General features: G+C 37.3%; 22 protein-coding genes. 16 read left to right on the top strand and 6 right to left on the bottom strand.

Annotation, left to right across the window (positions count from 1 at the left end):
- Positions 1-170 precede the first annotated feature (170 nt).
- Positions 171-2,150: an acyltransferase family protein gene (locus tag IGJ93_RS11385; RefSeq protein ID WP_086270667.1), complete on the top strand. Its 1,980-nt coding sequence runs from the start codon at positions 171-173 to the stop codon at positions 2,148-2,150.
- Between the two features lie 81 nt (positions 2,151-2,231).
- Here IGJ93_RS11385 and IGJ93_RS11380 read toward each other — a convergent pair whose 3' ends face one another.
- On the bottom strand, positions 2,232-2,507 hold the full coding sequence (locus IGJ93_RS11380) for a GIY-YIG nuclease family protein (protein WP_075491245.1): 276 nt from the start codon (positions 2,505-2,507) through the stop codon (positions 2,232-2,234).
- Positions 2,497-3,231, bottom strand: coding sequence for a tRNA1(Val) (adenine(37)-N6)-methyltransferase (locus tag IGJ93_RS11375; RefSeq protein ID WP_075491244.1), 735 nt, complete (start codon positions 3,229-3,231; stop codon positions 2,497-2,499). Before IGJ93_RS11375 ends, IGJ93_RS11380 begins: the two co-directional genes overlap by 11 nt.
- A 132-nt stretch (positions 3,232-3,363) precedes the next feature.
- On the opposite strand from IGJ93_RS11375, the gene IGJ93_RS11370 reads away from it, so the two are divergent.
- From IGJ93_RS11370 to IGJ93_RS11355, 4 genes are all read left to right on the top strand, one after another.
- Complete coding sequence (locus IGJ93_RS11370) at positions 3,364-3,981, top strand: lysophospholipid acyltransferase family protein (protein ID WP_067483031.1); 618 nt, start codon at positions 3,364-3,366, stop codon at positions 3,979-3,981.
- A gap of 152 nt (positions 3,982-4,133) precedes the next feature.
- Positions 4,134-5,252 carry an exonuclease SbcCD subunit D gene (locus IGJ93_RS11365; protein WP_067483029.1) on the top strand — a complete coding sequence of 373 codons (1,119 nt, stop codon included), beginning with the start codon at positions 4,134-4,136 and terminating at the stop codon, positions 5,250-5,252.
- Positions 5,253-5,258: 6 nt separating this feature from the next.
- Positions 5,259-8,411, top strand: coding sequence for an AAA family ATPase (locus IGJ93_RS11360; protein WP_430596947.1), 3,153 nt, complete (start codon positions 5,259-5,261; stop codon positions 8,409-8,411).
- Between the two features lie 16 nt (positions 8,412-8,427).
- The gene (locus IGJ93_RS11355) at positions 8,428-11,622 is read left to right on the top strand and encodes a DEAD/DEAH box helicase (RefSeq protein WP_270345732.1); all 3,195 of its coding nucleotides are present in this window, start codon (positions 8,428-8,430) and stop codon (positions 11,620-11,622) included.
- A gap of 110 nt (positions 11,623-11,732) precedes the next feature.
- Here the strand turns inward: IGJ93_RS11355 and IGJ93_RS11350 are convergent, their stop codons facing one another.
- A complete protein-coding gene (locus IGJ93_RS11350) occupies positions 11,733-12,440 on the bottom strand; it encodes an HAD family hydrolase (protein WP_067483023.1) in 708 nt (235 codons plus the stop codon).
- A 767-nt stretch (positions 12,441-13,207) separates the two neighbouring features.
- Here IGJ93_RS11350 and spxA point away from each other — a divergent pair.
- From spxA to pepF, 4 genes are all read left to right on the top strand, one after another.
- A complete protein-coding gene (spxA, locus tag IGJ93_RS11345; protein ID WP_067483021.1) occupies positions 13,208-13,606 on the top strand; it encodes a transcriptional regulator SpxA in 399 nt (132 codons plus the stop codon).
- Positions 13,607-13,897: 291 nt separating this feature from the next.
- A complete protein-coding gene (locus IGJ93_RS11340; protein WP_071868922.1) occupies positions 13,898-14,554 on the top strand; it encodes an adaptor protein MecA in 657 nt (218 codons plus the stop codon).
- A 116-nt stretch (positions 14,555-14,670) separates the two neighbouring features.
- The gene (locus tag IGJ93_RS11335) at positions 14,671-15,687 is read left to right on the top strand and encodes a competence protein CoiA (RefSeq protein WP_179189242.1); all 1,017 of its coding nucleotides are present in this window, start codon (positions 14,671-14,673) and stop codon (positions 15,685-15,687) included.
- A gap of 109 nt (positions 15,688-15,796) precedes the next feature.
- Positions 15,797-17,608, top strand: a complete 1,812-nt coding sequence (gene pepF / locus IGJ93_RS11330; protein ID WP_218657961.1) for an oligoendopeptidase F — start codon at positions 15,797-15,799, stop codon at positions 17,606-17,608.
- 197 nt (positions 17,609-17,805) lie between these two features.
- On the opposite strand, the gene IGJ93_RS11325 is transcribed toward pepF, so the two are convergent.
- Together IGJ93_RS11325 and IGJ93_RS11320 are read right to left on the bottom strand one after the other, a co-directional pair.
- A complete protein-coding gene (locus IGJ93_RS11325; RefSeq protein WP_218657960.1) occupies positions 17,806-18,483 on the bottom strand; it encodes a ClpXP adapter SpxH family protein in 678 nt (225 codons plus the stop codon).
- Positions 18,484-18,601: 118 nt separating this feature from the next.
- On the bottom strand, positions 18,602-19,177 hold the full coding sequence (locus tag IGJ93_RS11320) for a CYTH domain-containing protein (RefSeq protein ID WP_071868926.1): 576 nt from the start codon (positions 19,175-19,177) through the stop codon (positions 18,602-18,604).
- Between the two features lie 132 nt (positions 19,178-19,309).
- Between IGJ93_RS11320 and IGJ93_RS11315 the strand changes: the two genes are divergently transcribed.
- Genes IGJ93_RS11315 through mgtE form a run of 4 tightly spaced genes read left to right on the top strand, consistent with a single transcriptional unit; the run spans position 19,310 to position 23,070 of the window.
- Positions 19,310-19,996, top strand: coding sequence for a GTP pyrophosphokinase (locus IGJ93_RS11315; protein WP_285701353.1), 687 nt, complete (start codon positions 19,310-19,312; stop codon positions 19,994-19,996).
- Positions 19,993-20,790 carry an NAD kinase gene (locus tag IGJ93_RS11310; protein WP_071868927.1) on the top strand — a complete coding sequence of 266 codons (798 nt, stop codon included), beginning with the start codon at positions 19,993-19,995 and terminating at the stop codon, positions 20,788-20,790. The genes IGJ93_RS11315 and IGJ93_RS11310 overlap by 4 nt, the downstream gene beginning before the upstream one ends.
- Before the next feature lies 1 nt (position 20,791).
- Complete coding sequence (locus IGJ93_RS11305) at positions 20,792-21,691, top strand: RluA family pseudouridine synthase (RefSeq protein WP_067483005.1); 900 nt, start codon at positions 20,792-20,794, stop codon at positions 21,689-21,691.
- Between the two features lie 17 nt (positions 21,692-21,708).
- Positions 21,709-23,070 (top strand): magnesium transporter, encoded by a 1,362-nt coding sequence (gene mgtE, locus IGJ93_RS11300; RefSeq protein ID WP_071868928.1) that lies wholly within the window; start codon positions 21,709-21,711, stop codon positions 23,068-23,070.
- 220 nt (positions 23,071-23,290) lie between these two features.
- Here mgtE and IGJ93_RS11295 read toward each other — a convergent pair whose 3' ends face one another.
- Positions 23,291-23,929, bottom strand: coding sequence for a copper homeostasis protein CutC (locus IGJ93_RS11295; RefSeq protein WP_075491286.1), 639 nt, complete (start codon positions 23,927-23,929; stop codon positions 23,291-23,293).
- Positions 23,930-24,032: 103 nt separating this feature from the next.
- On the opposite strand from IGJ93_RS11295, the gene IGJ93_RS11290 reads away from it, so the two are divergent.
- From IGJ93_RS11290 to IGJ93_RS11280, 3 genes are all read left to right on the top strand, one after another.
- Positions 24,033-24,890, top strand: a complete 858-nt coding sequence (locus IGJ93_RS11290; protein WP_270492982.1) for a methyltransferase domain-containing protein — start codon at positions 24,033-24,035, stop codon at positions 24,888-24,890.
- Between the two features lie 231 nt (positions 24,891-25,121).
- On the top strand, positions 25,122-25,625 hold the full coding sequence (gene trmL, locus IGJ93_RS11285; RefSeq protein ID WP_270608578.1) for a tRNA (uridine(34)/cytosine(34)/5-carboxymethylaminomethyluridine(34)-2'-O)-methyltransferase TrmL: 504 nt from the start codon (positions 25,122-25,124) through the stop codon (positions 25,623-25,625).
- A 57-nt stretch (positions 25,626-25,682) separates the two neighbouring features.
- Complete coding sequence (locus tag IGJ93_RS11280; RefSeq protein ID WP_075491284.1) at positions 25,683-26,339, top strand: histidine phosphatase family protein; 657 nt, start codon at positions 25,683-25,685, stop codon at positions 26,337-26,339.
- Positions 26,340-26,343 lie beyond the last annotated feature (4 nt).

The following is a 26,343-nucleotide window of genomic DNA, read 5'->3' as shown; positions in this document are numbered from 1 at the left end:
GCTACGTTATTTCTTTTGAAAATTTCTTAAACTCGATGAAATCATTGTTCTTTTGCCAAATTTTATGGGATGATAGAAAAGATGGCAAGAAGTTTAAATAAGTCTTGCTATTTTCTTATAATGAACGTATATTACAAATGAAAAAAGTTTATGAAAAGTTGGAAGATTGAATGGAAAAACAAAAAAGATTGAAAAAAAGTCGCTATATCACAGGCTTTGATGGTATTCGTTCTTTAGCCGTAATGGGCGTTATTCTCTATCATTTGTTACCAAGAGTAATGACAGGTGGTTATTTGGGCGTACCGATATTTTTTGTGGTATCTGGTTATTTGATTACCGATTTATTGCGACAAGAATGGGAACAAAATGGAAAAATAAATATTTGGCAGTTTTATGTTCGAAGGATGAAGCGACTTTATCCGGGCTTAGTCTTTTTATTAGTTACTGCTTCAGCGTATATTACTTTGTTTCAGCGAGGTTTGTTAAATAACTTGCGAGGCACGGTTATCAGTAGTTTGTTTTATGTGAATAACTGGTGGCAAATCAATAATGGGCTATCTTATTTTGATCGGTTTGCCAACGAATCACCGTTTACTCACATTTGGTCTTTGGCAGTTGAAGGACAAAATTATCTGTTTTGGCCAATTATCTTTGTCTTACTGATGACTTTAGTTCGAAAGAAAAAATGGATTTTTTACACCGTATTGGGAATGTCGGGAATTTCAGCTATCCTGATGATGATTTTGTATTCACCTGGCGCAGATCCAACTCGTGTTTATTATGGAACAGATACACGACTATTTTCGATTTGGCTCGGCTGTGCGTTGGCTTTTGTTTGGCCAAGCACACGATTGAAAAAAGAGATACCTAAACAAGCGAAGAAGACATTGAATATCGCTGGATTGATTTCGTTTGTCTTATTGGTTTCAGCATTCTTTTTCTTCAATGACCATATGGACTTTGTTTATTACGGTGGGATGTTGTTAGTTAGCTTGTTGTGTGTGGTGTTAGTTGCGGTGACAGCTCATCCTGGCGCAAGCTGGAATAGGTGGTTAACGAACCCAATCTTTACTTGGGTTGGTAAGCGAAGTTATGGCATCTATCTTTACCAATTTCCTGTGATGATTTTTTATGAGGCAAAAGTTTCTAATATTGGCGACCACGTCTTGATGCACACGTTAATTGAAGTAACTTTGATTCTGTTGATTAGTGAATTGTCTTATCGCTATATTGAACGACCATTGGCACGTTTTGATTATAGCAAAACATTTTCAGTTGTTAAGGGCTGGTTCCAAAAACCAATTCTTAGTCTTGAAAAGCCGTGGCTAGTTCCAGGTTTACTAGTTGTCATCATTGCATTAGTTGGCTTTACGATTGCGCCAAAGAATGCTGTGACAGCGGATCAACAACAGTTACAAGAAAAAATTGCTGCGAATAAAAAATTAGCAGAAAAAAGTAAAGAAGAAAATGGCAAAGCTTCTGGAACACTTGATCAGAGTGTTTTGGATAAATATGATTTGACTAAGGCACAAGGAAAGAAAGCACAAAAACTGGAACTGACAGCTTTTGGCGATTCGGTTATGCTTGATGCAGCCACAGACTTAAAAGAAATTTATCCTAAAGTAGTTGTGGACGGTGACGTCGGACGCCAGCTTTATACGAGCGAACCTTATCTTGAAGAACTGAAAAAACAAGAGCTCTTGAAAGATACCGTGTTGGTTGGTTTAGGAACGAATGGTGCATTTTCAGAAACGCAATTTGATAGTGTGATGGACACGATAGGTGATCGCAAAGTTTACTGGGTAAATGTTCGAGTACCAACTAAACGCTGGCAAAATGATGTAAATGATATGCTAGCTAAAATGGCGAAAAAATATGATAATATGACCCTGATTGATTGGTATGACTACAGCAAAGATCACGATGAATGGTTCTACGACGATCAAGTTCATCCAAACCCTGAAGGAATGATCCATTATGCGCACTTTGTTAGCCAAGCGTTATTAGGTGGCAAAAGTTCAAGCAGTGAGTCAACGAAAGATTCAGAAGTAACTGACGAGGCAACGAATCAGGACAATGAAGATTTAACTAATGGCGTAACTTCATCCTCAATGGCAAATACATCAGAAGATTTAGATACAGCACAATAAGAAAAAGACTTGAGATGAAGGTTCATCTCAAGTCTTTTTTTGTTCTAAATAGGAATAAGAAGAAGTTTTTCCCATTACACCTTAGGGAAGATCAACGGAAAGATGCGTGTCTAAATAAAGTTCTTTTTGTTTTCGAGTTAATTTTTTAAAGGCAGACTCTGCTTTGGTTGCTTCACTTCTAGTTTCAAAACATTCTGCATGAATCATTTGTAAAGGGCGACGCTTACGTAAGCGAGTGTACTTGGCGCCTGTACCGTTGTTATGCTCGGCAAGTCTTCGCTCAAGGTTGGTTGTATATCCACCATAAAAAGTGTCGTCCTTACAAGCGAGAACATAAAAATAATGCTTAGTCTCCATAAAGCATACCACGTAATTCTGGCGTATACTGACCATCTTCATCATAAGTGATAAGTGGTGAAGAAACCTTAAACCCGTCTAATTTTCCTTCTTTGATACCTTCAATCAATAAAATATTGGCATCTTTTCCAGCTTTTGGGTAGACAAAGCGAATGCGTTTTGGAATGATTTGGTGTTCACGCATGACATCTAAAATTTCTAAAAAGCGTTCAGGTCGATGAACCATTGCAAAGCGCCCGTTTGTCTTTAAAAGTTTACTAGAGATTTGGATAACGTCATTGAGTGTTGTATAAATCTCATGTCTCGCAATGGCTAAGTGTTCATTTGGATTTTTTTTGTTTGTGGGCAATCCTTTGAAGTAGGGTGGATTACAGACAACAAGATCACAAGAATTATGACGAACAACTGCTAAACTATTTTTTAAATCGGTGGTATGAACAGTGACTTGGTCTTCTAAATGGTTAAGCGCAACGCTTCTTTTCGCCATATCGGCTAAGCGAGGCTGTAGTTCAATCAAATCAATCTGTGCATTCGTTTTTCTACTTAAAAATAAACCGACTGCACCGTTTCCAGCACATAGGTCAACGATTTGTCCTCTTTTCGGCACACGCGCAAAATTTGCGAGTAAAACAGCATCAAGTGAAAAGGAAAAAACTTGCGCACTTTGGATAATTTTAATATCTTCTGCGTATAATTGGTCAATTCGTTCGTCTTCGTGAAGCATGGGTTTCCCTCCAAAGTGAATAAAATAATCGTTTGTATTATACTATGTTTGTTAAAAAGAACCAAGTTTGCTTGCCAAGGAAGATTTTTTTAGGCATACTATCTATGTTCAGCAAAGAGAAAGGAAGAGTCTATGTTTTATCGATTTATGCGCGGGGTTGTTCGAGTTGTCTTAGCGATAGTCAACGGCAATGCCCATTATGAAAATAAAGAATTGTTGCCTAAAGACGAGAATTACATATTAGTTGCGCCACATCGCACTTGGTGGGATCCATTGTACCTGGCTGTTGGGGCAGCACCAAAGAAATTTAGCTTTATGGCAAAAGAAGAGTTGTTCAAAAATTCGATTTTACGATTTATTTTGACACATGCGAATGCTTTTCCGGTCAAACGCGATAAACCAGGACCAAGCGCAATCAAAACACCTGTAAAAATATTGAAATCAACAGACTTGGGTCTAATCATGTTTCCAAGTGGTACGCGCCATGCGACAGAGTTGAAAGGTGGGATGGCGTTGATTGCTAAAATGGCAAAAGTGAAAATCGTTCCGGCTGTTTACCAAGGACCATTGACATTGGGGGATCTGTTTAAGCGCAAACGTGTAACGGTTCGGTTTGGAGAACCAATTGACTTATCTGACATTAAGAAAATGGATAAGGAAGGTTTGGAAGAAGTCGAACGTCGAACACAAGGTGCGTTTGATCAATTAGACAAAGAAGTAAATCCTGATTTTAAATATGAAATAAAATAAATGAGAAGCTACGAGAAAATCAATTTTGATTTTTTCGTAGTTTTTTGTTTCGTCTCTGTTTTTTTATGGATATAGGAGATGTGAAACATTTCTGTTACGACCTTCTGGGAAGTGTTATAATCATTAGAAGGACATTTTTTTGAGGTGAGTATATGCGTTTCTTGCACACAGCCGATTGGCATATTGGAAAAAAATTACAAGGCTATGATTTGCTTGAAGAACAAAAGCAAGTTATTTCAGATATTTTGAATGTAGCAAAAGAGGAACAAGTTGATGCAATCATCATCGCAGGTGATTTGTATGATCGAAGCGTGCCAGCGACGGAAGCAGTCGAGTTGTTTAATCAGTTGATGATTGATTGGAATTTAGAAGAAAAATTTCCGATTTTCGCAATTTCTGGCAATCACGATAGTAGCATTCGATTGTCGACAGGGACACCTTGGTTTAGTCAATCTGATTTTTTCTTGCGCACTCAGTTTGCTGAAGCGTTTCAACCGATTACGTTTGGTGACACACAGTTCTTTTTGTTACCTTACTTTGAACCAATTGCTGCTCGTTTATATTTTGAAGACGATGAAATTCGTACGATTCAACAAGCAATGACTTTAGTCGTTGAAAAAATGCAGACGCTATTTGAACCAAATAAAAAACAAGTATTAGTCAGTCACTTTTTTGTAACGGGAAGCTCAAAATCTGATTCAGAAACAAAGATTGAAGTCGGTGGTTTAGATGCAGTGTCTGGCGACTTGCTGAAAGATTTTGACTATGTTGCATTGGGTCATTTGCATAATCAAGCGGCTTTACACCAAGAAAATGCACGCTACAGTGGCTCACCGTTGAAGTTTTCTTTATCAGAAATCAATCAGAAAAAAGGTGTCTGGATAGTTGATTTGAATGATCGTTTACAATTGACTTTCCGTGAATTGACACCTCTTCATGATATTCAAGAACTACAAGCAAATTTTAAAGAACTATTGAGCCCAGCTTTTTACCAAACAGTTAATCGGGAAAATTACACACAAATCTACTTAACAGACCGAACAATCATCCCCAATATGATGAATCAGTTGCGGAAAATATATCCAAGAATCTTAGGCGTGGAACGAGTAAACGGCCGTCTGGATACAATAACGACAAAACAGTCGGTAGAAATGAAAGATCCGAAATCAATGGCGACAACTTTCTTTAAAGAAATAACGGATGAACCACTGACAGATCATCAAGAAAAGTGGCTCACAGAAACTCTACAAGAACTAATGGAAATGGAATGATCAGTGATGAAACCACAAAAATTACGATTAAAAAACTTTGGTCCCTTTATTGATGAAACCATTGATTTTTCGCTTTTGACTGAAGCACCACTATTTTTGATTAGCGGTAAAACAGGTGCAGGCAAGACGACAATCTTTGATGGGATGACCTATGCTTTGTTTGGAGAAACTTCAGGGCGACTGCGCTCGGGAAAAGAGATGCGTTCATTATTTGCGACACCGGCAGAAGAAACCAGTGTCACTTTTTCGTTTGAACATCAGAAGCTAACTTATGAAGTCACGCGCAAACCTGAGCAAGTGCTGGCTAAGTTAAAAGGCGACGGAAATCGTAAGCAATCAGCGAAAGTTTCCTTAACAATTTTTAACGAATCAGGAAAAGAAGTGCGTCAATTAACGAAACGCGGGGAAGTCGACGAGCTGATTAAAGAACTCTTGCACTTAGATGCTAAGCAATTTTCACAAATCGTACTATTGCCGCAAGGGGAATTTCGTAATTTTTTGATTTCATCTAGTAGCGAAAAGGAAGTAGTACTCCGTAATTTATTTGGTACGCAGATTTTCCAACAGTTCAATGAAATTTTAAAAGAAAAAGCCAAGAAACAACAAAAAACGCTTGATTACTTAGAACAAGAATTATTGCTTTTACAAAAACGTTTTGTTTCTCTAGAAGAACGAGATTTTTCTGATCTGAGCTTTGAAGAAGTGATGCAGTGTTGGACAAAAGAACAGCAAGTGTTAGCAGAGAAAATCCAACTCGTTCAACAACAGTTGAAAAAAGAGCAAGTTGTTCAAGGAAAGCTAGAAAAAGAGTATTACCAAATCCAATCGGTACAAAAACAAAGAGCAGAAAAGCAAACGTTACTCGAAAAAATGGGGAATTTGCTTGAAATGCAAGACGAAATAACAGAAAAAAAACAATGGATTCGTTATTATGAGTTTGGACAACGTTTGCTTGATCCTGTATCACATAACAAAGAATACGAAAATGAACGGAAATTGCTTCTTGAAGATGAATTAAAGCAGAAAGAGCTGTTGGACGAGTTACAAGAAGAACTCACGCAGTGGAAAGAAAAAGTCGAAGAACGGCGAAACTTGCAAAAAGCAATTGAACGGTTAAATGATGACTATCAAGAAAAGAAAACATTGCTTCCTCGTGTCAAAGAATACACCGAACAAGGCAAATCACTTCGATTGATCGATGAAGAACTAGCCGTCGCTACACAACAGTTAAAGGACTTTCAACAGCAACAAGGGGTATTGAATATACGCCAACAAGAAATAACGCAACTACTAGCAACACAAGAAGAACTAGCAAAGCAACAGCTTGCATTCGCAAACTTGCAGCAACAAAAAAGAGAATGGGAAAGTGCACAACAAGTGACACAAAAACTTGACCAACAAAAAACAAAGAGCCAGAAACAACTAGCTCAGTTAAGTAGTGAAGCCACAGAAATTCAAGAGAAACGAAAAAAACATCAAGTGAAGATTGCCCAACTTAAAAGTCAGTGGGCGAAACAGCAGATTGCTCGATTGCAATTATTACTTTTGCCAGGGGAACCTTGTCCTGTCTGCGGTTCAGTAGAACATCCTCTAGAAAATACCAGTCATGAAGTACCTGAACAACAAGTTGTGCAACAGCTAGAAAAAGAGCTAGCAGATGCGGAAGCCTATGCAGAATCGTTAAACCAATGTCATGGTCAAAATGAAGCGTACGTAGCAAAACTTGAACAACAATTGGCAAAAGAAGAAAAAGAGTTAGCTGATTCATTGATAAAAGTAACAACTTGTGAACAAGCATTGAGTGAATCATTACAAGATTTTCCTTTGGCCGAGTATGCATCAAACATAACGATTACCAGTGAACAAATATCAGATTTGTTCAGTAAGATTGAACAAAAAATAATTCAAGAAGAGCAAACGTTGACAAAAGCCAAGATTGAGCAAGTAGCCCTGCAAGCAAAACTTGAAAAAAATCGCCAAGCAGTTGAAGATCAACAAAAAATTCAGACAGATTTATTGGCGAAACACCAGCACAGTATTGGTCAAATGGAAACATTGAAGAAACAATTAGCAACAGTTGAAATTGATACACTGGAAGAAGTTGTCCAGCAGCTGGCTCAACAGATAGAAGAGCAAAGTAAACAATTAGCTCAAGAAAAAGCAGTCGGAGATAAACTCAATCAATCCATTGAGTTAACGAAAGCGCAACTTAGTCAAGTAACAGAACAATTAGCAAAATTGGCTGTCAAACAAATGAAAACAGAAGCAAAAATTCAGGATTTGTTAGCCGAACAAGAGTATTTTAATTCAGCAGATGAAGGAGTGTCTTTTGCTCAGCAACAAGTTGAATATGAGGAGTACAAAACGATTGTCGCAACATATCAAGAAGACCAATTGATTACGAAGGCGAAACTAGCACAACTAGAGTCGGTGGATTTGTCAGTTGAAGTGCCAGGGGATACCCATTTAGCTGAACAGATTGCGCAAGGAAAGCAAGTAATTGAAGAACAGCAAACGGCACTTTATAAAATCCAAGAGCAACAAGAAAATAATCAAGCGATTGTGACGGAATTTGCAGCACTTTATCAAACAAGTCAAAAGCAACTGGATGAGTTGGCACAGCTACAACAGCTTTCGCAAACAATCAATGGGGAAAACGTGAAAAAAATCAGTTTAGAAAGATATGTACTTCAAGTGTACTTACAAGAAGTACTCCAAGTTGCCAATACTCATTTACAACGTCTAACGAAAAATCGGTATCAGTTTGAGTTAGCCGATTCAGTTGGGAGCTATCGTGGCAAAACTGGATTGGAAATCAACGTGTATGATGACGAAGCTGGGATGACGCGAAGTGCGCACACCTTGTCTGGAGGAGAAAGTTTCATTGCTGCTCTCTCGTTAGCATTAGCATTAGCAGAAGTCATCCAGGCACAGTCAGGTGGAATTACTGTTGAGGCGTTATTTATCGATGAAGGTTTTGGCTCATTAGATGAGGAAGCACTAGAAATGGCAATGGAAGCTTTGGAAACGATTGAAAGCGAAGGAAGGATGATAGGAATCATCAGTCACGTCAGAGAACTAAAAGAACGAGTGTTACAACAAATAAGAATTGATGCAAAAGGTAGTGGACAAAGTACCGTTCGCTATCATCTTGGATAAAGGGAGATTGATAACGATGAAATGGAGTATTCCGGAAAAAGTGATTGAACGCGGACGCAAATACTTGCAAGAAGGTCGAGTGTTATCGGTTGTTCCTGATCAAGAAAATATCGTATGGCATGCTGAAGTATTAGGTAGCGAATTGTACATGGTCGATTTAGATGGCACAGCAAAGGAAGTTGATTATTGCCAATGTCCTTATTGGGAAGAGCATCATTATTGTAAGCATACGGTGGCTGTTGAATTATATCTACGTTCGAAAAATGTTTCCCGAGTGATGAGAAAAGACCAGCCAATGCTTGAACCAGTTCGAACAGTTAGTGAAGGTGAGATTTTAAGCAAAGGGTTTGCGCGTTTACAAACGAAACAAACAACGCGTGCAATCCAGCCGTTAATTGTTGAGTATCAAGTTGAAGCGATTGAAACAAATCAATACCATCCAGAATTATCACTACTAGCAGTTTCTTTGAGAATCGGCTACTTAAAAGCACCTAAGAAAACCTATATTGTCAAAAATATTTATGATTTTTTGCAAGCTTATACCGAAAATGAAGCTTACACCGTAAATAAACAATATCAATTTGAATTGAATAAACGCGCGTTTCAAGGAGAAGATCAAACGATTTTGAGCTTATTCGCTGGAACGGCACAAACACAACAACTACTGGGTGTCAGCGGTCTACAAGTCAAAGGAAAATTAGATAAGCGATATTTGATGTTACCCGTAGAGCAAGCAAAATATTTGTTGGAGCAGATGAATCAAACAACCCGTTTACAAGTGATAATTGATCAACAAACGTATCAGGGAATTGAATTTTCAGATCAAGAAAAGCCACTGCATTTTAAAGTAGTTAAAGAAGAAGATGCGTATCTATTACGTGCTGAAAATACATTTGATTTATTTTTTACTCACTATCAATGGGGAATGATGCAAGGAACGTTCTATTCCTTAACGAAACAACAGCAAACCATCTATCTTACCTGGCAACAACTAATGAAGCGTTTTGAAACACCTCAAGTCAGATTTGAAAAACAACAACTTTCTTCACTTTTTAAAGAACTGTTGCCTCTGTTAACCCAAATTGCAGAAGTGGAAGTGACAGAAGAGGTGGAATCGGAAGTTGCAGATATTCCTGTTGAATTCGTGTTTTTCTTCCGGAAATCCAAAGGGAAAATTCAAGCGCGAATTGATTTTATTTATGAAGATGTCATTTATTCAACTGATGAGAAGCATGAAGTACAATCAGACTCATCTCGTGAAATTTTACGAGATCAAGCACAAGAACAACGAGTGATTGACTTATTCAAGATGTATCACTATCAAGAAAATGAAACAGGTTATGAGCGGGTGTTGCCTGCGGGGGAAGAATTATACGCATTTTTCAGAACAGAATTAGCTGTTTTTCGCCAGTTCGGTGAAGTACGAATTGGAAAAAAATTACGTGAATTGTATTTAGATGCTCAAAAGCACCAACCGCAAATCGAAGTGACTGAAACAGGTTCATGGTTAGATATCCGGTTTGATGTCACAGGAATCCAGGAAAAAGAGATCGATCATGTGCTACAAAGTTTGTTGCGCAATGATGCGTTCTACACGTTGGAAAATGGACAAGTTTTATCTTTTGACTCAGAAGAATTTCAACAAACAAGTGAGGTTTTGCGTCAGTTAAGAGAATCAATTCGTTCGGAAGCAGGAACAATCCATGTACCTAAAAATCAAGGCCTGATTGTTCAAAGCCAATTATCAGGAAGTCGAACAACCTTTAGCGATTCTTTCAAAAAAATGGTACAAGATCTGATCCAACCAGAAAACTATGAAGTGGCGTTACCTGAGGGACTGAATGCGAAATTGCGCGATTATCAAAGACAAGGGTTCCAGTGGTTAAAAATGCTCGGTCATTATCAATTTGGTGGAATTTTAGCTGATGAGATGGGGTTAGGTAAGACGCTACAAACAATCGCTTTTTTACTTTCAGAAAAAGAAGAAAAGAATGGGTTATCTGCACTGATTGTTGCTCCTGCAAGTCTGATTTATAATTGGCAAGCAGAAATCAGAAAATTTGCGCCTTCTTTAAGTGTTCAAGTGATAAATGGAAATAAAAAAGAGCGGGAAACACTTCTTAAAAATGACGTTGATATTCGCGTAACTTCTTATGCAAGTTTGCGACAAGACGTTGCTGATTATCAAGAAATGTCGATTCAATATTTGGTTTTAGATGAGGCACAAATGGTAAAAAATAGTAGTACGAAAACGGCGCAAGCCTTGAGAGAACTACAAGTTCCACAACGATTTGCACTGAGCGGAACACCAATTGAAAATAATTTAGAAGAACTATGGTCATTATTTGCGACAATCATGCCTGGTTTCTTTCCAAATCGAACGAAATTCAGAGAACTTTCGACAGAAGAGATTGCACAAATGATTCGTCCGTTTGTCTTGAGAAGAGATAAGCAAACGGTGCTTCAAGATTTGCCAGAAAAAACGGAAATGAATTTATATTCTGCTTTAACAGAAGAACAAAAAACGGTTTATCTTGCTTATTTGCGCCAAATGCGTGAAGAAGTAGCTTCAATGGATGCAGAAGCATTTAAGAAAAATCGGATTGGAATTTTAGCTGGCTTAACACGCTTACGCCAAATTTGTTGTGATCCACGCTTGTTTATTGATGATTATCAAGGTGGGTCAGGAAAATTAGAACAAGTGAAAGATATGTTAGTAGCTGCCAAAGAAAACAACCGACGTGTATTACTCTTCTCTCAATTTACTGGGATGTTGAGCATCTTGGAAGAAGAGCTGGCAGAGCTAGGAATGACAACTTTCTATTTACGTGGAAGTACAAAACCACAAGATCGTTTAACAATGGTTGATGCTTTCAATGACGGTGAGCGAGATGTCTTTTTGATTTCATTGAAAGCTGGTGGGACCGGACTAAATCTGACAGGAGCAGACACCGTTATCTTGTACGATTTGTGGTGGAATCCCGCAATCGAAGAACAAGCAGCCGGACGGGCACACCGCATTGGTCAGAAAAACGTGGTGGAAGTTTGGCGAATGATTGCTGAAGGAACGATTGAAGAACGAATGAACTCTTTACAAAAAGAAAAACGAGAATTGTTCCAAAAAGTAATTCAAGGAAACGAAGAACAATTGACGAAGCTAACGGAAGACGATATTCGCATGATTTTAAGTGTGGGTGAATTGGAAGAGTAGGACTCAAAAAAAGTGCGGATTTAATCCGTTTTTTGAGAAAAAATTTGCCTAATTTTTTGCTAACAAAAATACTCAGGACAAACTACTTGTCCTGAGTATTTTTAACTTGATTAAGCAAAGACAGATTCCATTGTTTCAAGTAATTGATCGAATGAACTAATTTCGATGTCCGAAACAGGTGTTGTATCAATCGTTCTTCCACGATGATTAAACCAAAGAGAATGCCAATCTGCACGATGCGCGCCAAGAACGTCATTGTCATAGTTGTCACCAACGTAGAGTGTTTCTGCTGGTTCCATTGAAAATGTTGCGGCTGCTAATTGGAAAATTTCTTTTTCAGGTTTTTGAAAGCCAGTTGCTTGAGAAACAATCATATTTTTAGTTGGAATCCAATTTGCTAATTGTAGTTGGCTTAATTTTTTTGATTGGTGATCTGTTGGACCGTTCGTGATAATACCCATAGGTACGTGTTTTTCTTTTAGAAAGTCGAGTGTTTTGCGAACCTCATCATGTAGACAAATATTGTTTAGTTCGTCTTCATATACTTTTTGGAAAAACAAACCATCTTCTTCAGTAATATGTGGATAGTCTAAATCTTTTAGCGACTGGCTAATCCGATGTGCCCGCATATATTCTAATGTCCATTCCCCAGCCATCACTTTTGGGAAGTTTTCATCACTATGATGACGGAAACGAATATATAATGGATGCATATCTTCATCTGAAACCAGCGGAACCACTTTATTCACCGCATTTTTAAATGGTTGTTGTTGGTCATACATTGTATCGTCAACATCAAATACAACAGCTTTAATCAAATCTTACACGCCTTTCGATTTTCATTTGTTTTTTCACAAATCCTTCATCATTGTATCAGAAAAAAATCTCGATAAACGTTGATAATAAAGGTTTTTATTACTGTATTTTCTAGTTGTTGTTGTAGCAACGTTTTTAAATTTCAGTTTTTTTCACCAAAAATGATATAAAAAAAGAAAAAGATGACCAGAACAATCAATTAAGCTTTTTTGAGATTTTTTTGAGAGATAATTTTTCTTTTAAATCTAAAGAAATTGTTTAGAAATCAAATTTTGATACAGTAGCAAAATTTTGCAGGAAACTTTAAATAACACTATCTTTATTTTTAATTTAGAATAATTTTAATTACTTGTTTTTTATGTTAACAGTGTTGTTATTTAGTACAGATGAAATAGGCGTTATGTTAAACTTTTTTTATCGACTGTTGAATAGGCTTAATTGATTTCGTAGGAATAAAAAACATATTTGATCTAATGTATCCGATTTCTTTTTGCTTTAGTGATTTTAAAATAGTACAGTTTTTCAGGCTGTTTAATTTTGCAATAAAATTGCAAAATGATTGGAGTTTTCTCATTTTTAAATGTGTATCAAAATGAAAAACCTTGCTTTAACTGTAAAAAAACCTTAGATAACATTCATTTTTGAAAAAAAATATAAAAAAAAAGGTAGCTATTTAATTTGCGATTAGGTATAATAGAAACAGATGGAAGATGAAATGAGTCTTCTGTTACAAAAATGTGATGATTTTCACGAAAAGGAGTGGTGCACGTTGTTAACACTATATACTTCCCCAAGTTGTACATCCTGTAGAAAGGCTCGTGCGTGGCTGCAAGAGCATCAAATCCCATTTGTTGAGCGTAATATTTTCTCTGAACCGTTGAATAGCGCTGAATTAAAAGCTATTTTACAAATGACAGAAGATGGTACAGAAGAAATTATTTCAACGCGATCAAAGGTATTTCAAAAGTTGAATATGGATTTAGATGAGCTACCATTGCCAGAGCTACTAGACTTAGTTCAAAAAAACCCTGGATTGCTTCGTCGTCCAATTATGATTGACGACAAACGTTTGCAAGTTGGCTTCAATGAAGATGAAATTCGCCGTTTCTTACCACGCGATGTTCGCCAATTAGAGTTACGTCAGGCCCAGTTAATGGCTGGATTATAAAAGATTATCAAACTTGGAAGACTGTCTGTAGATGGTCTTCCAAGTTTTTTGTTATAATAAAAAATTTGGCTGATATTTTTAGTTCAAGGATTATGGTTATTTATTTGTGATTAGATAAGAAATCATTACACAATTATAAAAAATAGCGTAGGGTGATTGTTTCAGTAGCTGTTTCAATAAAGAAAAATTTTTTAACTTTCTATTGGTAAAGTAAGGTTTTTCTTTACATTTAACTGGTTTTCGCTACAATGAAGCTATATTAACCGTTGCGGCAAAGTGAGGTGTTGCGAAATGGAAATGGAACATATCAATGAAAATACCATCCGCGTATTGATTGGTCATGAAGATTTAGAAGAACGAGGTGTTTCTTTTTTAGATTTGTTGGGTAATCACAAGGAGATAGAGAATTTCTTCTATAGTATTTTAGAAGAAGTCGATATCGAAGAAGAATTTCGTGGAAGCGAAGCTGTGACTTTCCAAGTTTTGCCAAAGGGTGATGGGCTAGAATTATTTATTAGTAAGAATTTGCCTGATGAAGAAATGATTCAAGCACATGATGGTCCGATTGACTCAGATGATGTTAGTGAGTTCTTGCGCCAACAAATGATGGATGATTATGATGAACCCAAAGATGCGGAAGATGAGCCTGTAAAAGCAGATGAGAGTCGTGCGATTTTTGTGTTTGATGATTTTGAACAAATGATTCAGTTGGCTCAAGATGTGCGATTAGAGTCTGCTTGGACAGATTTATATTTGTTTGACGAAAAGTATTATTTATCGGTACATTTTTGGCTCGAAAATCTTAACCAAGCAGATGTAGAAAATCAAATTGCGAGAATTCTTGAATTTTCTAAGAAGAGTGATCGAACTGCAGACGCGTTGAGTGAGCATGGAAAATGTTTAATGGAACGAAATGCGATTGAACGCACTAGATTTTATTTCAACTAAATATTGTCATTGGAAAAGCCATTGTTGATTGCATATCAACAATGGCTTTTTTTTGCAAAAAAAAAATCATTGAAAATCGCGTAACTTTTTTTGAGAAACAAAAAAGGGAGAGTACAATGTTGTGTGCAATCAATCAATATGGAAAAAGATTCATTGCTAGTCAAGCTGTGAAACAAGAAATTTATTTTTGTCCAGGCTGTCGGTTGCCGGTGATTTTAAAACAAGGAAAGCAAGTTCGTGCACATTTTGCACATAAGAAAAGTAGTGTATGTCAAGTTTTTAGCGAAGCAGAATCAGAGGAGCATGTATTCCTGAAAGAAGTCTTCTATCAATGGTTAAAAAAATTCGCTGAACAAGTAGAAATAGAACCTTATTTGTCTGAATTAGCCCAAAGACCAGATTTACTTAGCGGAAATTTTGCATTTGAGATCCAATGTTCACCATTAGCTTATTCACGATTTATTGAACGGACAACGAATTATCAGCGTAAGCAGTTCACCGTTTGGTGGATTCTTAGCAGTAGTTTGATTAACAAAAAGTTGTTAGCAGGCCCCAAATTATCACAATTAGTGAAAGGTGCTTGCCGCTATGACGAGCAACGTCATGTTCATTTTTGGGCGGTGGATAGACACACAGGAAAGTTGTATCTTTATCATGAGTTGACGTTGTCTGTCGCTCAGGAAATCAGTTATCGGGTAATGGAGTGGTCATTTTATACTTGTTCTTTAACTAAGATTCTGACCAATCAGTTGGTTAGTGACACACAAATCGTTGCTAGTCGAGCTAAAAAAGAAATTTATCAGGAACTTAATCGGCAATTGCGCCGGAAACAAGATGCTCTTTTGCAAGTTCAAGAGTTTTGTTATATGAGAGGAAAGCATCTTCTCTATCTTTCCTCATGGATCTATCAGCAAAGTGCATTTTTCTTTTTCTTTGGGACAAACGTGCTTGTGTATCGAGTGCTATTTGAGGAAACGTTGCAGGAAAAACGACTGCTTCATTATCTTTGCTGGCGTGAAAAGCTTGAAGACGTGGCCCCAGAGTGGTTGTTTCCGTTGATTTCGAAAGAACAAACGTGTTGGCGATTTTTTGAAGAGTGTTGTGACCTATGGAAAAAGAAAGTGGATAACTAAAAAGTTAAAAAACTTTTGTTAGAATATTTAGACGAATTTAAGCAAGAAGCTTTTGTCTGAGAAAATTTGTGATAAGATGAAGAAAGATTAAGAAAAAGGAGTCGATTTCATGAGTGAAACAACCCAATTACCGAATCGCGAAGAACTATCTGAAAATTTAACTTGGGACTTGACGAAAATTTTTGCAAATGATCAAGAATTTGACGAAAAATATCAAGAACTATCTGAGGAACTGACACAGGCAGAAAAGTATAAGGGAACGCTAGCTAACGGCGCAACCGCATTTTTGAATGCGCTTGAGTTTGTTTTAGATGTTTATCGTAAAATTGAAGTGTTGTACGTTTACGCTCATTTGAAGAATGATCAAGATACTGCAAACACGACATATCAAGCTTTGCATTCACGTGCGGGTAGCTTAATGGCAAAAGTGGGTGAATCAGTTTCTTGGTTGGAACCAGAAGTTCTCCAATTATCAGATGAAACGATTTGGAGTTACTTTGAAGAAGAGCCAAAATTAGAAATCTATCGCCATTTTGTTCAGCAAATGGTAGATAATCGTGCGCACGTCTTATCGGCTGATCAAGAAGCACTTTTAGCTGGTGCTGGAGAAATTTTTGGTGCATCAAGTAGTACATTTTCCGTATTGAATAATGCTGATTTAGTTTTTCCAACTATCACAGGAGAAAATGGCGAAAAAATCCAACTTTCTCATGGGGTCTATGGTCAGTTGTTAGAAAGTACAGACCGTTCTGTACGTGAAGCGGCATTTAAAGGACTATATGAAGTATATGAACAATTTAGAAATACTTTTGCTTCGACTTTGAGTGCACACATCAAAGGGTACAATTTTAAAGCGAAAGCACGTCATTATCATTCTGCTCGTGAAGCTTCTTTAAGCAACAACCATGTGCCTGAAAGTGTATATGATACATTGGTTGAAGTAGTGAATAAGCATTTGCCATTATTACATCGTTATATGGAATTGCGTAAACGTTTATTAAATGTTGAAGAACTACACATGTATGATTTGTATACTCCGGTATTAGGGGAAGCGCCAATCAAGTTTTCTTATGAGGATGCAAGAGCAAAAGCCTTAGAAGCTTTACAGCCAATGGGTGAAGAGTACATGGCAGTTGTTGAAGAAGCATTTGCTGATCGTTGGATCGATGTGGTTGAAAACAAAGGGAAACGCAGCGGAGCGTATTCTTCAGGAAGCTATGATACGAAACCATACATTTTGTTGAATTGGCATGATACACTAGATCAATTATTTACCTTAGTTCATGAAATGGGTCATAGCGTGCATAGTTTCTTTACTCGTTCAAACCAACCTTATGTTTATGGAGATTATTCAATTTTCTTGGCAGAGATTGCTTCGACAACAAATGAAAATATTTTGACTGAGTATTTGTTGGAAACAGAAACAGATCCTCGTGTGCGTGCATACGTGTTAAATCATTATTTGGATGGTTTCAAAGGAACAATTTTCCGTCAAACACAATTTGCTGAATTTGAACATTTTATGTATGTTGAAGACGCAAAAGGTGTGCCATTAACAAGTGAATATTTAAGTGAAAGTTATGGAAAATTAAATGCAAAATATTACGGACCAGCAGTAGAAGAAGATCCAGAAATCAAATATGAATGGTCACGGATTCCACATTTCTATTATAATTACTATGTTTTCCAATATGCGACAGGATTTTCTGCAGCGTCTGCATTAGCGAAGAAAATCTGGGCGAAAGAACCAGATGCGTTAGGTAACTACCTAGCTTATTTGAAAGCAGGAAACAGCGATTATCCAGTGGAAGTAATGAAAAAAGCAGGTGTTGATATGACGCAAGCAGCTTATATTGAAGATGCAATGGCGATGTTTGAAAAACGTTTAGATGAATTAGAAGCATTGATTGGTGAGTTATAAAAATCAAGCGAGCAAAGAATGTTTCTAGTGAGAAAGCAAATCTTTCGTGTGCAGAAATAGGAAAGAGTTTATAAAGCTGAATAAAGAGTCTCGACTTTTGTCGAGGCTCTTTATTTTTAGTGAAATAAAAAACATCCAAAACAGAATATTCAATCTGTCTTGGATGTTAAATAGATCTCATTTGTTTTGAATCAAAGTTAATTTGAAAGTAAAGATAAGTGGCTTGCGCCAGTTGTAAATTTTGAACCAGTTGTATGTAATTGTTGACCAGTAAAAATTTGATAGGATTCATCAGTTACTTTACAAAGTTCTTGAATACGGTGAGCAGTATTTGTCCCTTCGACTAAAACGCCGAAATCACAATCATATGCGTAGTTATAAACAACCGCGGAAGGATGTTTGGTAATCCCCATCTCTCGAGCGATTTTCTGATCAGAGAAAAAAGCTTCTTTTACAAATTCAGATTGACGGTCTTCTTTGAACATTGCTAAATCTCCACCAATAGACGTAAAAAGTTCCTCAGATAAAGCTTGTGAATAAGGAATATCTTTACAGCCTACAGCTTCTTGCAATTTAATCAAAAATTGACGTCCTTTTTTCTTTCCTTGAAACTGTGCAGCTTTACAATCAAGTGATGCAGAGTAGATTGTTGAAAATAAATTGTTACGTTCTTCTAAATCTTGACGATCAATGCCTCGTGTTTGCATGACATCCCCGATTGTCTGCAAGTTAACTAAAGGTAAAAAACGAAATTGAACTTTTTTGTTTTTTAGATTTGTCGTCCCATATTCTTCTTCGATGAACTGTAACAGCTGCCGTTCCATATTAAAACAGTATTTCCCCAAAGGGTTCACGAAAAGATAAATTTCGATCATATGAATCTCCCCCAAAAATAGATTCTATATAATTAGTGAATACTTTCATCCACAGACTATAACTTAACAGAAAAGGCGCAAAAAATGAACTCATGCGCCTTGTGAAAATGAAAGAAATCTAATTTTTTGCCTCAATCATTCGATGGATTTTATTTTTCGCCGGACGATAAGGAAGGTTGAAAGAACTTAGAAACTGCAAAAAATCAGCGCTTGTAGTAGTCGTGTCCTGTACTTCGAGCTCTAATTCATAGTCATGTAAATTCTGTGCCCAACTTTGATCGATAGCTAAGAGGCCTTCCTTTATGTGAAACTCTGCACGTTTAGTCGTTAACTCTCCAGTTTTGATGAGTTGAGAGGAGTGAATGCCAAGATCAATTAACTTTTCAAAGACGTGACCTGTGATTGGTAGCACATTTGATTGGAGGATGTCGTCAGCACAAGCTTTGGTTAGTGTATCAGTTGTTTCTAAAAGTCCAGATGTTGTTGGCGTTTTTAATGTGTATTCTGCCAAGTCCTCATATCTTCGGATGCGTAGTCCACAATTTTTTGCTTTTAATTGAAAATCAGGTGTGTCAAAGTAACTGTTTGTTTGCGTTTTAAAATCGGTTGCTGTCAATTGATAATGGGTAATCAATTGTTGATATTCTGATTGAGAAAGCATTGTTTTGAATTCAATCTCTAAATTTTCTGCCATGTTATTCGCCCCTTTTTCTTTATTTTGCCTAAATTTTCTTTTCTGGTCAATGAAAGGGTGAACGATTACGGAAACTCTTGGTTGTATGGTAAAATAGGCAATGAATGTCAGTGCAAAGTAGAGGTATGAGTTATGGAACGAGATTGGGAAACATTTTTAGCACCATATGAACAAACTGTATCAGAATTGAAAGTTAAGTTACGTGGGATTCGTAAACAATTCCGTGAACAAAATCAACATGTGCCAATTGAATTTGTAACTGGTCGTGTGAAACCAGTCGATAGCATTGTAACAAAATCTCAGTTACGACATATTCCAATGGGACGGTTAGAAGAAGAAATGTCCGATATTGCTGGGTTACGTATTATGTGCCAGTTTGTCGAAGATATCCACCAAGTTGTGGAAGTGATTCGTAAGCGTAAAGACATGAAGGTAATTCAAGAAAGAGACTACATTACGAATAAAAAAGCGAGTGGGTATCGTTCCTATCATTTAGTAATCGAATATCCTGTTCAGTTGATTAGCGGCGAAAAGAAAATATTAGCTGAAATCCAAATTCGAACATTAGCGATGAATTTTTGGGCAACAATTGAACATTCGCTAAATTATAAATACCAAGGCGTCTTTCCAGAAGAAATGAGTGAACGATTGCAACGTGCCGCAGAAGCTGCCTATCAATTAGACGAAGAAATGTCTAATATTCGTGAAGAAATTCAAGAGGCACAGCGCCTATTTTCTCATGGTCGAGGAAAATCAGATGATGTTTATTATCGAACATTGCTGGATAAAGAAGATGAGAAGCAAGGAGGCAACGAATGAAAGTAGCCATTGTTCATAATAATGAAGCAAAAACATTAGAAGTTACCGAACGGTTGGTTGCTCTTTTAACGCAAGCTGGTATCAAAATCAATGAAAAAAATCCAGAATTGGTGATTTCGGTTGGAGGGGATGGAACGTTACTTTCGGCTTTTCATCGGTTTAATCATCGGTTGAATGAAGTTCGCTTTTTAGGTGTGCATACTGGGCATCTTGGTTTTTATACAGACTGGCGCGATTACGAACTAGAAGAGTTAGTCGATAGTTTATTGACGACGCGCGAACAAAGTGTTAGTTATCCGTTACTCGATGTGCGAATTAGTTACACAAATGATCAACCAGATAAACATTTTTTTGCATTGAATGAATCAACAATCAAACGTGCGAACCGGACGATGGTTGCTGATGTGTATATCAAAGATGAATTGTTTGAAAGTTTTCGTGGTGATGGATTGGCGGTTTCAACGCCGACTGGTTCTACTGCGTACAATAAAAGTATTGGTGGAGCAGTTATCCATCCTAGTATTAATGCCTTTCAATTAACAGAAATTGCCTCTTTGAATAATCGTGTTTTTCGGACGTTAGGTTCCCCCATTGTAATTGGGCAAGATGAGTGGGTTGAAATCAAGTTAGAAAATACAGAAGATTATTTGGTGACAGTTGATCAATTGGACGTGGCAAAGGGACACATTCATTCAATTTATTACCGAATTGCGAAAGAACGCATCCATTTTGCTTCTTATAGACATATGCATTTTTGGCATCGCGTGAAGGATGCCTTTATTGGTGAGGGATAGTATGCAGTTTACATGGGTTTATCAAAAGGAGCATCCGCAACAAGTAAAATATTTCTTGAAAGAACAAGGGATTTCTAAAGGTTTATTAGCAAAAATAAAATTCCAAGGCGGCGAAATCAAAGTCAATGACCAAGTTGAAAATGTCTTGTTTTCTCTGACAGACAATGATAAGGTAACCATTGTGATTCCTGCTGAAGGAGAGCATGAAACGGTTCTTTTAGATGAGACACCAATCGACATTGTTTTTGAAGATGAACATGTTTTGGTAGTCAATAAACCAGCGGGTGTTTCTTCGATTCCGGCACAATACCATCCTAATGGTACGATGGCGAATCGGGTCAAAGCGTATTACAAAAAACAAGCGTATGAAAACCAAGTGATCCACGTAGTAACCAGATTGGATCGAGATACATCTGGATTGATGCTATTTGCCAAACATGGTTTTGCTCATGCCAAGTTGGATACGCAACTTCGAGAAAAGAAATTTACGAAGAAATATCAAGCATTAGTTAGCGGAAAAATGAATGAATTACAAACGCATGGGCGCATTGAATTGCCAATTGCGAGGGACTATACTTCGTTACTGAAACGAACGATTTCCCCAGAAGGTCGAGCTGCGGAAACAGAGTATTGGCTTGATCAAGCTTTTTCAGATGCAGCGTTAGTTGATATTCAACTTCATACAGGGCGTACGCATCAAATTAGGGTTCATTTTGCTGCAATAGGTTGTCCTTTGTTAGGCGATGATATGTATGAGGGACGCATGGATTTGGGTATCCAAAGACAGGCGCTCCATTGTTATGATTTACGCTTTTATCATCCTTTTACTCAAGAATTATTAGAATTTAAGCAGCCACTAGCAGAAGATATGGCGGCAGTGATCAAACGTTTTAAAGATTAAGGTGAGGTGAGATTGGTTTGGACGAAAATCAAGAATTAGAGGAAAGATTTGCCCAGTTGGCTCAGGATTTGAAGACAAATAATATTCAAGAATTTAGAAATGATTTCTTGGAGATGCATATTTATGAGCAGGGGCAGTTCTACCAGTCACTCCCTGAAGATGATCGTCAATTGATCTATACGTATCTTTCGCCAAAAGAATTAGCCGATATGTTCGACGTGATTGAAGAAGATAATGAACATATGAAGGAATATTTGGCAGAGATGCGACCAAGCTATGCCGCGGATATGTTGGCAGAAATGTATACCGATAATGCGGTCGATTTGTTAAATACGTTAGATAAAAAACAAATAGCTAAATACTTAAGTTTGATGTCCACTGAAGATGCCAGTGAAATCAAAGAATTGTTACACTATGAAGATGAAACAGCCGGCGCTATCATGACAACGGAATTTGTTTCAATCGTTGCAAATCAAACCGTTCGTTCAGCGATGTATGTATTGAAAAATGAGGCAGATGTGGCTGAAACGATTTACTACATTTATGTGGTCAATCAAGAAGGAAAACTAGTTGGTGTTATTTCTTTGCGCGATTTGATTGTCAACGATGACGATACAATGATCGCTGACTTAATGAGTGAACGAATTATTTCAGTGCATGTGGGTGATGACCAAGAAGACGTGGCGCAAACATTTCGGGACTATGACTTTCTAGCATTACCAGTTACTGACTATGATGATCATTTGTTAGGAATCGTAACGGTTGATGATATCATTGACGTTATTGATGATGAAGCAGCAAGTGACTACTCTGGTTTGGCTGGGGTCAATGTAGAAGAAGTCAATGAAAATCCAATCAAGGCTGCATCCAGGCGACTACCGTGGCTGATTACGCTATTGTTTTTAGGAATGTCAACAGCATCATTGATTAGTCATTACGAAGACCTTGTGAGTGAAGCGAGTATTTTAGCGGTGTTTATTTCACTAATTACGGGGACAGCTGGGAATGCGGGTACGCAATCATTGGCGGTTGCCGTGCGACGATTGGCTATCTCGGATGAAAAAGAAAATAGTTTTACACGATTGATTCTAGCGGAAGTTTTCACAGGTTTAGTTACTGGAGCTGTGACAGGTCTAACTATTTTCTTGATTGTTGGTTTTTGGAAGAATAATTTTATTTTAGGTTTTGTTATTGGTATGGCAATGTTATTTGCGATTACAGTTGCTAACCTAGCGGGAAGTTTGATTCCAATGTTGATGGATCGTTTGGGATTTGATCCGGCAGTTGCGAGTGGGCCTTTTATTACCACTTTAAGTGATTTGACAAGTGTGTTGATTTATTTTAATATTGCTTCTTTGTTTATGGGGTATTTTATGTAAGGTTGTGGCTCAAAATGCTCAGCTTCAAGCAATAAGACATTCTTTCTAAAAATAGCTTCTCATATTTTTATGAAAGATTGGCTTATGCCGAAGAAGCTGTTTTGAGAACACCGTGGATGAGGCTGTGGCTCAAAGCGTTCAGCTTCAACAAATTAGCGAGCAATTATTTATATAATCAAAAGGGAGTGTGACCTAATCAGGCCACACTCCCTTTTTGTGGTTAATCCAGTGGAATAATTTTTGTTCCATGTACTTCAGTGACACCTAATTCTTTTGCAACTTGTTCTGCATTTTTATCAGATACACCACCACCAGGTAAAATAATCAAACGATTATTTGCATAAGCAATTAATTTTTTCAAATGTGCAAAGTTATCTTCAATTGGTGTACCAGCTGTGCCACCATGGGTTAAAATTCGTTCAACGCCGTGTTCAACTAGCCAATCAATCGCTGCAAATTGACGCTCTTCGGGGATACTGTCAAATGCCATGTGGAAAGTAATCTGTAGACCTTCTGCTGTTTCGATCAACAACTCTAAAGCCTCTTCATCCAGCCAACCGGAAGGAGTCAGGCAGCCAATAACAACACCATCTGTTCCTAATTTCTTTGCTTCAATCAAATCAGTGTGCATAATCTTTAATTCAATATCATTGTAAACAAAGTCGCCTCCACGCGGACGAATAATCGTCATCACGGGGACTTCTTTTTCACCAGCGTAACTTAAAGCTTCTTCAATTACGCCAGTACTTGGTGTGGTTCCTCCCACAGCAAGATTGTCGCATAACTCAATCCGGTTCGCGCCGCGGGAAATCGCTAAAGGGATCGAGGTGTAATTTTCGGCACAAAATTCTTTAATCATAAACAGCACTCCTTTGCTCTTCTTCTTGGGCATTGTAACACATTTTTTCCGGTTGCTAAAGTTTTCGCCAACAGGTAAGATAAAAATGAAATGAGGGAAATATATGCTAAAAAAAATTGACCGTGGACGCCAGTTTTTACTGAAACATCAGCAATTGTTTTGTTGTCCTGTTTGTCAGGAATCAATTGTTGCAACAGAACAAGGTTTAATTTGTCAAAACAGCCATCGTTTTGATTTATCCAAAAAAGGAACACTTTATTTTTTATCACATGCAGTGAAAACGGACTATGACCAAGAAATGTTTGCTCCTAGACGCCGAATGATTCGTTCAGGAATGTACCAACCGGTAATCGAATTGCTTGCAAAAAACCTACCAGAAGGAGCGAGTGTTTTAGATGTTGGTTGCGGAGAAGGTAGTTTTTTAAATGAAATCAATGAATTGCAAAAAATAAATACAGCAGTTGGGTTTGATATTTCTAAAGAAGGCGTGTATGCTGCAACGGAACAAGAAATCCCTGCATTCTGGTGTGTGGCAGATTTGACGAACCTGCCGTTTGCATCACAACAGTTTTCAACGATTTTAAATATTTTTTCGCCGTCACACTATCAAGAATTTCAACGTGTGTTAACAGATGATGGCACGGTTTTAAAAATTGTACCTCAAGAGAACTATTTGAAAGAATTACGACAAGCTTTTTATCCGGATCAACCAGAAAAACAAAATTATTCAAATGAGCGAGTTGTCACAAAGTTTACTGAATCATTAGACTTGATTGAACGTCAGCGTGTCACGTATGAATTTGAAATCCCCGAAAAAAATCGACAAGATCTCTTGGCGATGTCACCTTTGGAATGGCAAGTTGCGCCAGAAATAAAAGAGAATTTGTACAAGCATCCGCTGGAAAAAATTACAATCGATGTTGAATTATTAAAAGGCACTAAGAAAAACCGTTTATATTGAGTTTTTATTAACAAGTGGTTGCAAAAATAATTTAATGGTGATATAGTAGCAACAAGTTGTTTTTTCATTGGTTTTTATCAGGTTCCTGTTCTGATAAAAGATAGTGAGAAGAGCTTCACTAACGTAACGACTCGCAGTGACTAACACCGAGTTGATACGTTTTTTTTTATGCCAAAATTCAATCGTATTTATTATAAAAAATGAACATTACCATGAGAGGATGAGCAACAGATGAATCATATCGTTTTATTTGAACCTTTGATTCCAGCGAACACTGGAAATATCGCACGAACATGTGCTGCAACGAACACACCTTTACATTTGATCGAGCCTTTAGGATTTTCGACAGATGATAAACATTTAAAACGTGCGGGGTTGGACTACTGGAATGACGTTAATATCAAGTATTATCCAAATCTTGAAGCATTTTTAGATTTTTTGGGGGATCGAAAATTACATTTAATCTCAAAATTTGCCAATAAAATCTATAGTGATGAAAACTTTGCAGATGGTGAAGAACATTTCTTTTTATTCGGCAAAGAAACGACAGGATTGCCTGAAGAATTTATGCGTAATAATGAAGAAAAATGTTTACGCATCCCAATGAATGATGAACATGTACGCTCACTAAATTTATCGAACACGGCAGCGATTATCGTATATGAAGCATTGCGCCAACAAGGATTTCCTGCGTTAGAATTAACACACCACTATGAACATGATAAACTAGACTAATCTTTGATAAAAAATAGTAAAAAGAATGCTAGATAAATGAGTGAGGTGTGAGGAAAAATGGATTTATATTTTACCCGACATGGTAAAACAGAGTGGAACCAAGAACGTCGTTTCCAAGGAAGTAATGGAGATTCACCTTTACTCCCACAAAGTTATGAAGAAATCAAAGCGCTAGGGGAAAAAGTGAAAAACGTTCCTTTTGAAGTCATTTACGCAAGCACGGCGAAGAGAGCACGTGATACAGCTGAAGGAATCAATCAAATGCTGGCACACCCAGTTGAAATTATTTTTACGGATAAACTTCGTGAGCTAGGACTAGGTTTGCTGGAAGGTCAAAAAATCGAAGAAATGTATGAAAGATTCCCGGAAAATCTACCTAATTTGCGTAATCATTTAGATAAATATGATCCAACACCGTTTAATGGTGAGCCAATTACGGCTGCGATTACGCGAATTGAAACGGTTGTAGCAGATGCAGTGGCGCAACATGATGGTCCCATTTTGTTCGTGGGACATGGTGCATCGTTGACGGCTGCAATTCAATGGATGACAGGAAAAGAACTAAGCCAATTACGTGAAATGGGTGGCTTATTTAATAGCAGTTTGACTATACTAGAGACAGAAGAGCCAAATAACTTATTACCTTACCAACTAAAAGTTTGGAATGAAGTCGATTTTTTAGGCTTGGAGAATAAACCAGAACCGTTACTATAGATGA

This window comes from Enterococcus sp. DIV0174 (genome assembly GCF_050529065.1).
Taxonomy (GTDB): Bacteria; Bacillota; Bacilli; order Lactobacillales; family Enterococcaceae; genus Enterococcus_B; species Enterococcus_B thailandicus.
The sequence above is the reverse complement of the archived record's forward strand: the minus strand, read 5'-3'. Positions and strand labels throughout refer to the sequence as shown.

Bases quoted from the DNA above. Each gene is read 5' to 3' on its own strand.
- IGJ93_RS11335 (WP_179189242.1), top strand. From the start codon at position 14,671: ATGTTGTGTGCAATCAATCAATATGGAAAAAGATTCATTGCTAGTCAA.
- IGJ93_RS11385 (WP_086270667.1), top strand. From the start codon at position 171: ATGGAAAAACAAAAAAGATTGAAAAAAAGTCGCTATATCACAGGCTTT.
- IGJ93_RS11325 (WP_218657960.1), bottom strand. From the start codon at position 18,483: ATGATCGAAATTTATCTTTTCGTGAACCCTTTGGGGAAATACTGTTTT.
- IGJ93_RS11320 (WP_071868926.1), bottom strand. From the start codon at position 19,177: ATGGCAGAAAATTTAGAGATTGAATTCAAAACAATGCTTTCTCAATCA.
- pepF (WP_218657961.1), top strand. From the start codon at position 15,797: ATGAGTGAAACAACCCAATTACCGAATCGCGAAGAACTATCTGAAAAT.
- IGJ93_RS11290 (WP_270492982.1), top strand. From the start codon at position 24,033: ATGCTAAAAAAAATTGACCGTGGACGCCAGTTTTTACTGAAACATCAG.
- IGJ93_RS11280 (WP_075491284.1), top strand. From the start codon at position 25,683: ATGGATTTATATTTTACCCGACATGGTAAAACAGAGTGGAACCAAGAA.
- IGJ93_RS11295 (WP_075491286.1), bottom strand. From the start codon at position 23,929: ATGATTAAAGAATTTTGTGCCGAAAATTACACCTCGATCCCTTTAGCG.
- IGJ93_RS11355 (WP_270345732.1), top strand. From the start codon at position 8,428: ATGAAATGGAGTATTCCGGAAAAAGTGATTGAACGCGGACGCAAATAC.
- IGJ93_RS11315 (WP_285701353.1), top strand. From the start codon at position 19,310: ATGGAACGAGATTGGGAAACATTTTTAGCACCATATGAACAAACTGTA.
- IGJ93_RS11310 (WP_071868927.1), top strand. From the start codon at position 19,993: ATGAAAGTAGCCATTGTTCATAATAATGAAGCAAAAACATTAGAAGTT.
- IGJ93_RS11365 (WP_067483029.1), top strand. From the start codon at position 4,134: ATGCGTTTCTTGCACACAGCCGATTGGCATATTGGAAAAAAATTACAA.
- IGJ93_RS11370 (WP_067483031.1), top strand. From the start codon at position 3,364: ATGTTTTATCGATTTATGCGCGGGGTTGTTCGAGTTGTCTTAGCGATA.
- IGJ93_RS11305 (WP_067483005.1), top strand. From the start codon at position 20,792: ATGCAGTTTACATGGGTTTATCAAAAGGAGCATCCGCAACAAGTAAAA.
- IGJ93_RS11380 (WP_075491245.1), bottom strand. From the start codon at position 2,507: ATGGAGACTAAGCATTATTTTTATGTTCTCGCTTGTAAGGACGACACT.
- trmL (WP_270608578.1), top strand. From the start codon at position 25,122: ATGAATCATATCGTTTTATTTGAACCTTTGATTCCAGCGAACACTGGA.
- IGJ93_RS11375 (WP_075491244.1), bottom strand. From the start codon at position 3,231: ATGCTTCACGAAGACGAACGAATTGACCAATTATACGCAGAAGATATT.
- IGJ93_RS11360 (WP_430596947.1), top strand. From the start codon at position 5,259: ATGAAACCACAAAAATTACGATTAAAAAACTTTGGTCCCTTTATTGAT.
- IGJ93_RS11340 (WP_071868922.1), top strand. From the start codon at position 13,898: ATGGAAATGGAACATATCAATGAAAATACCATCCGCGTATTGATTGGT.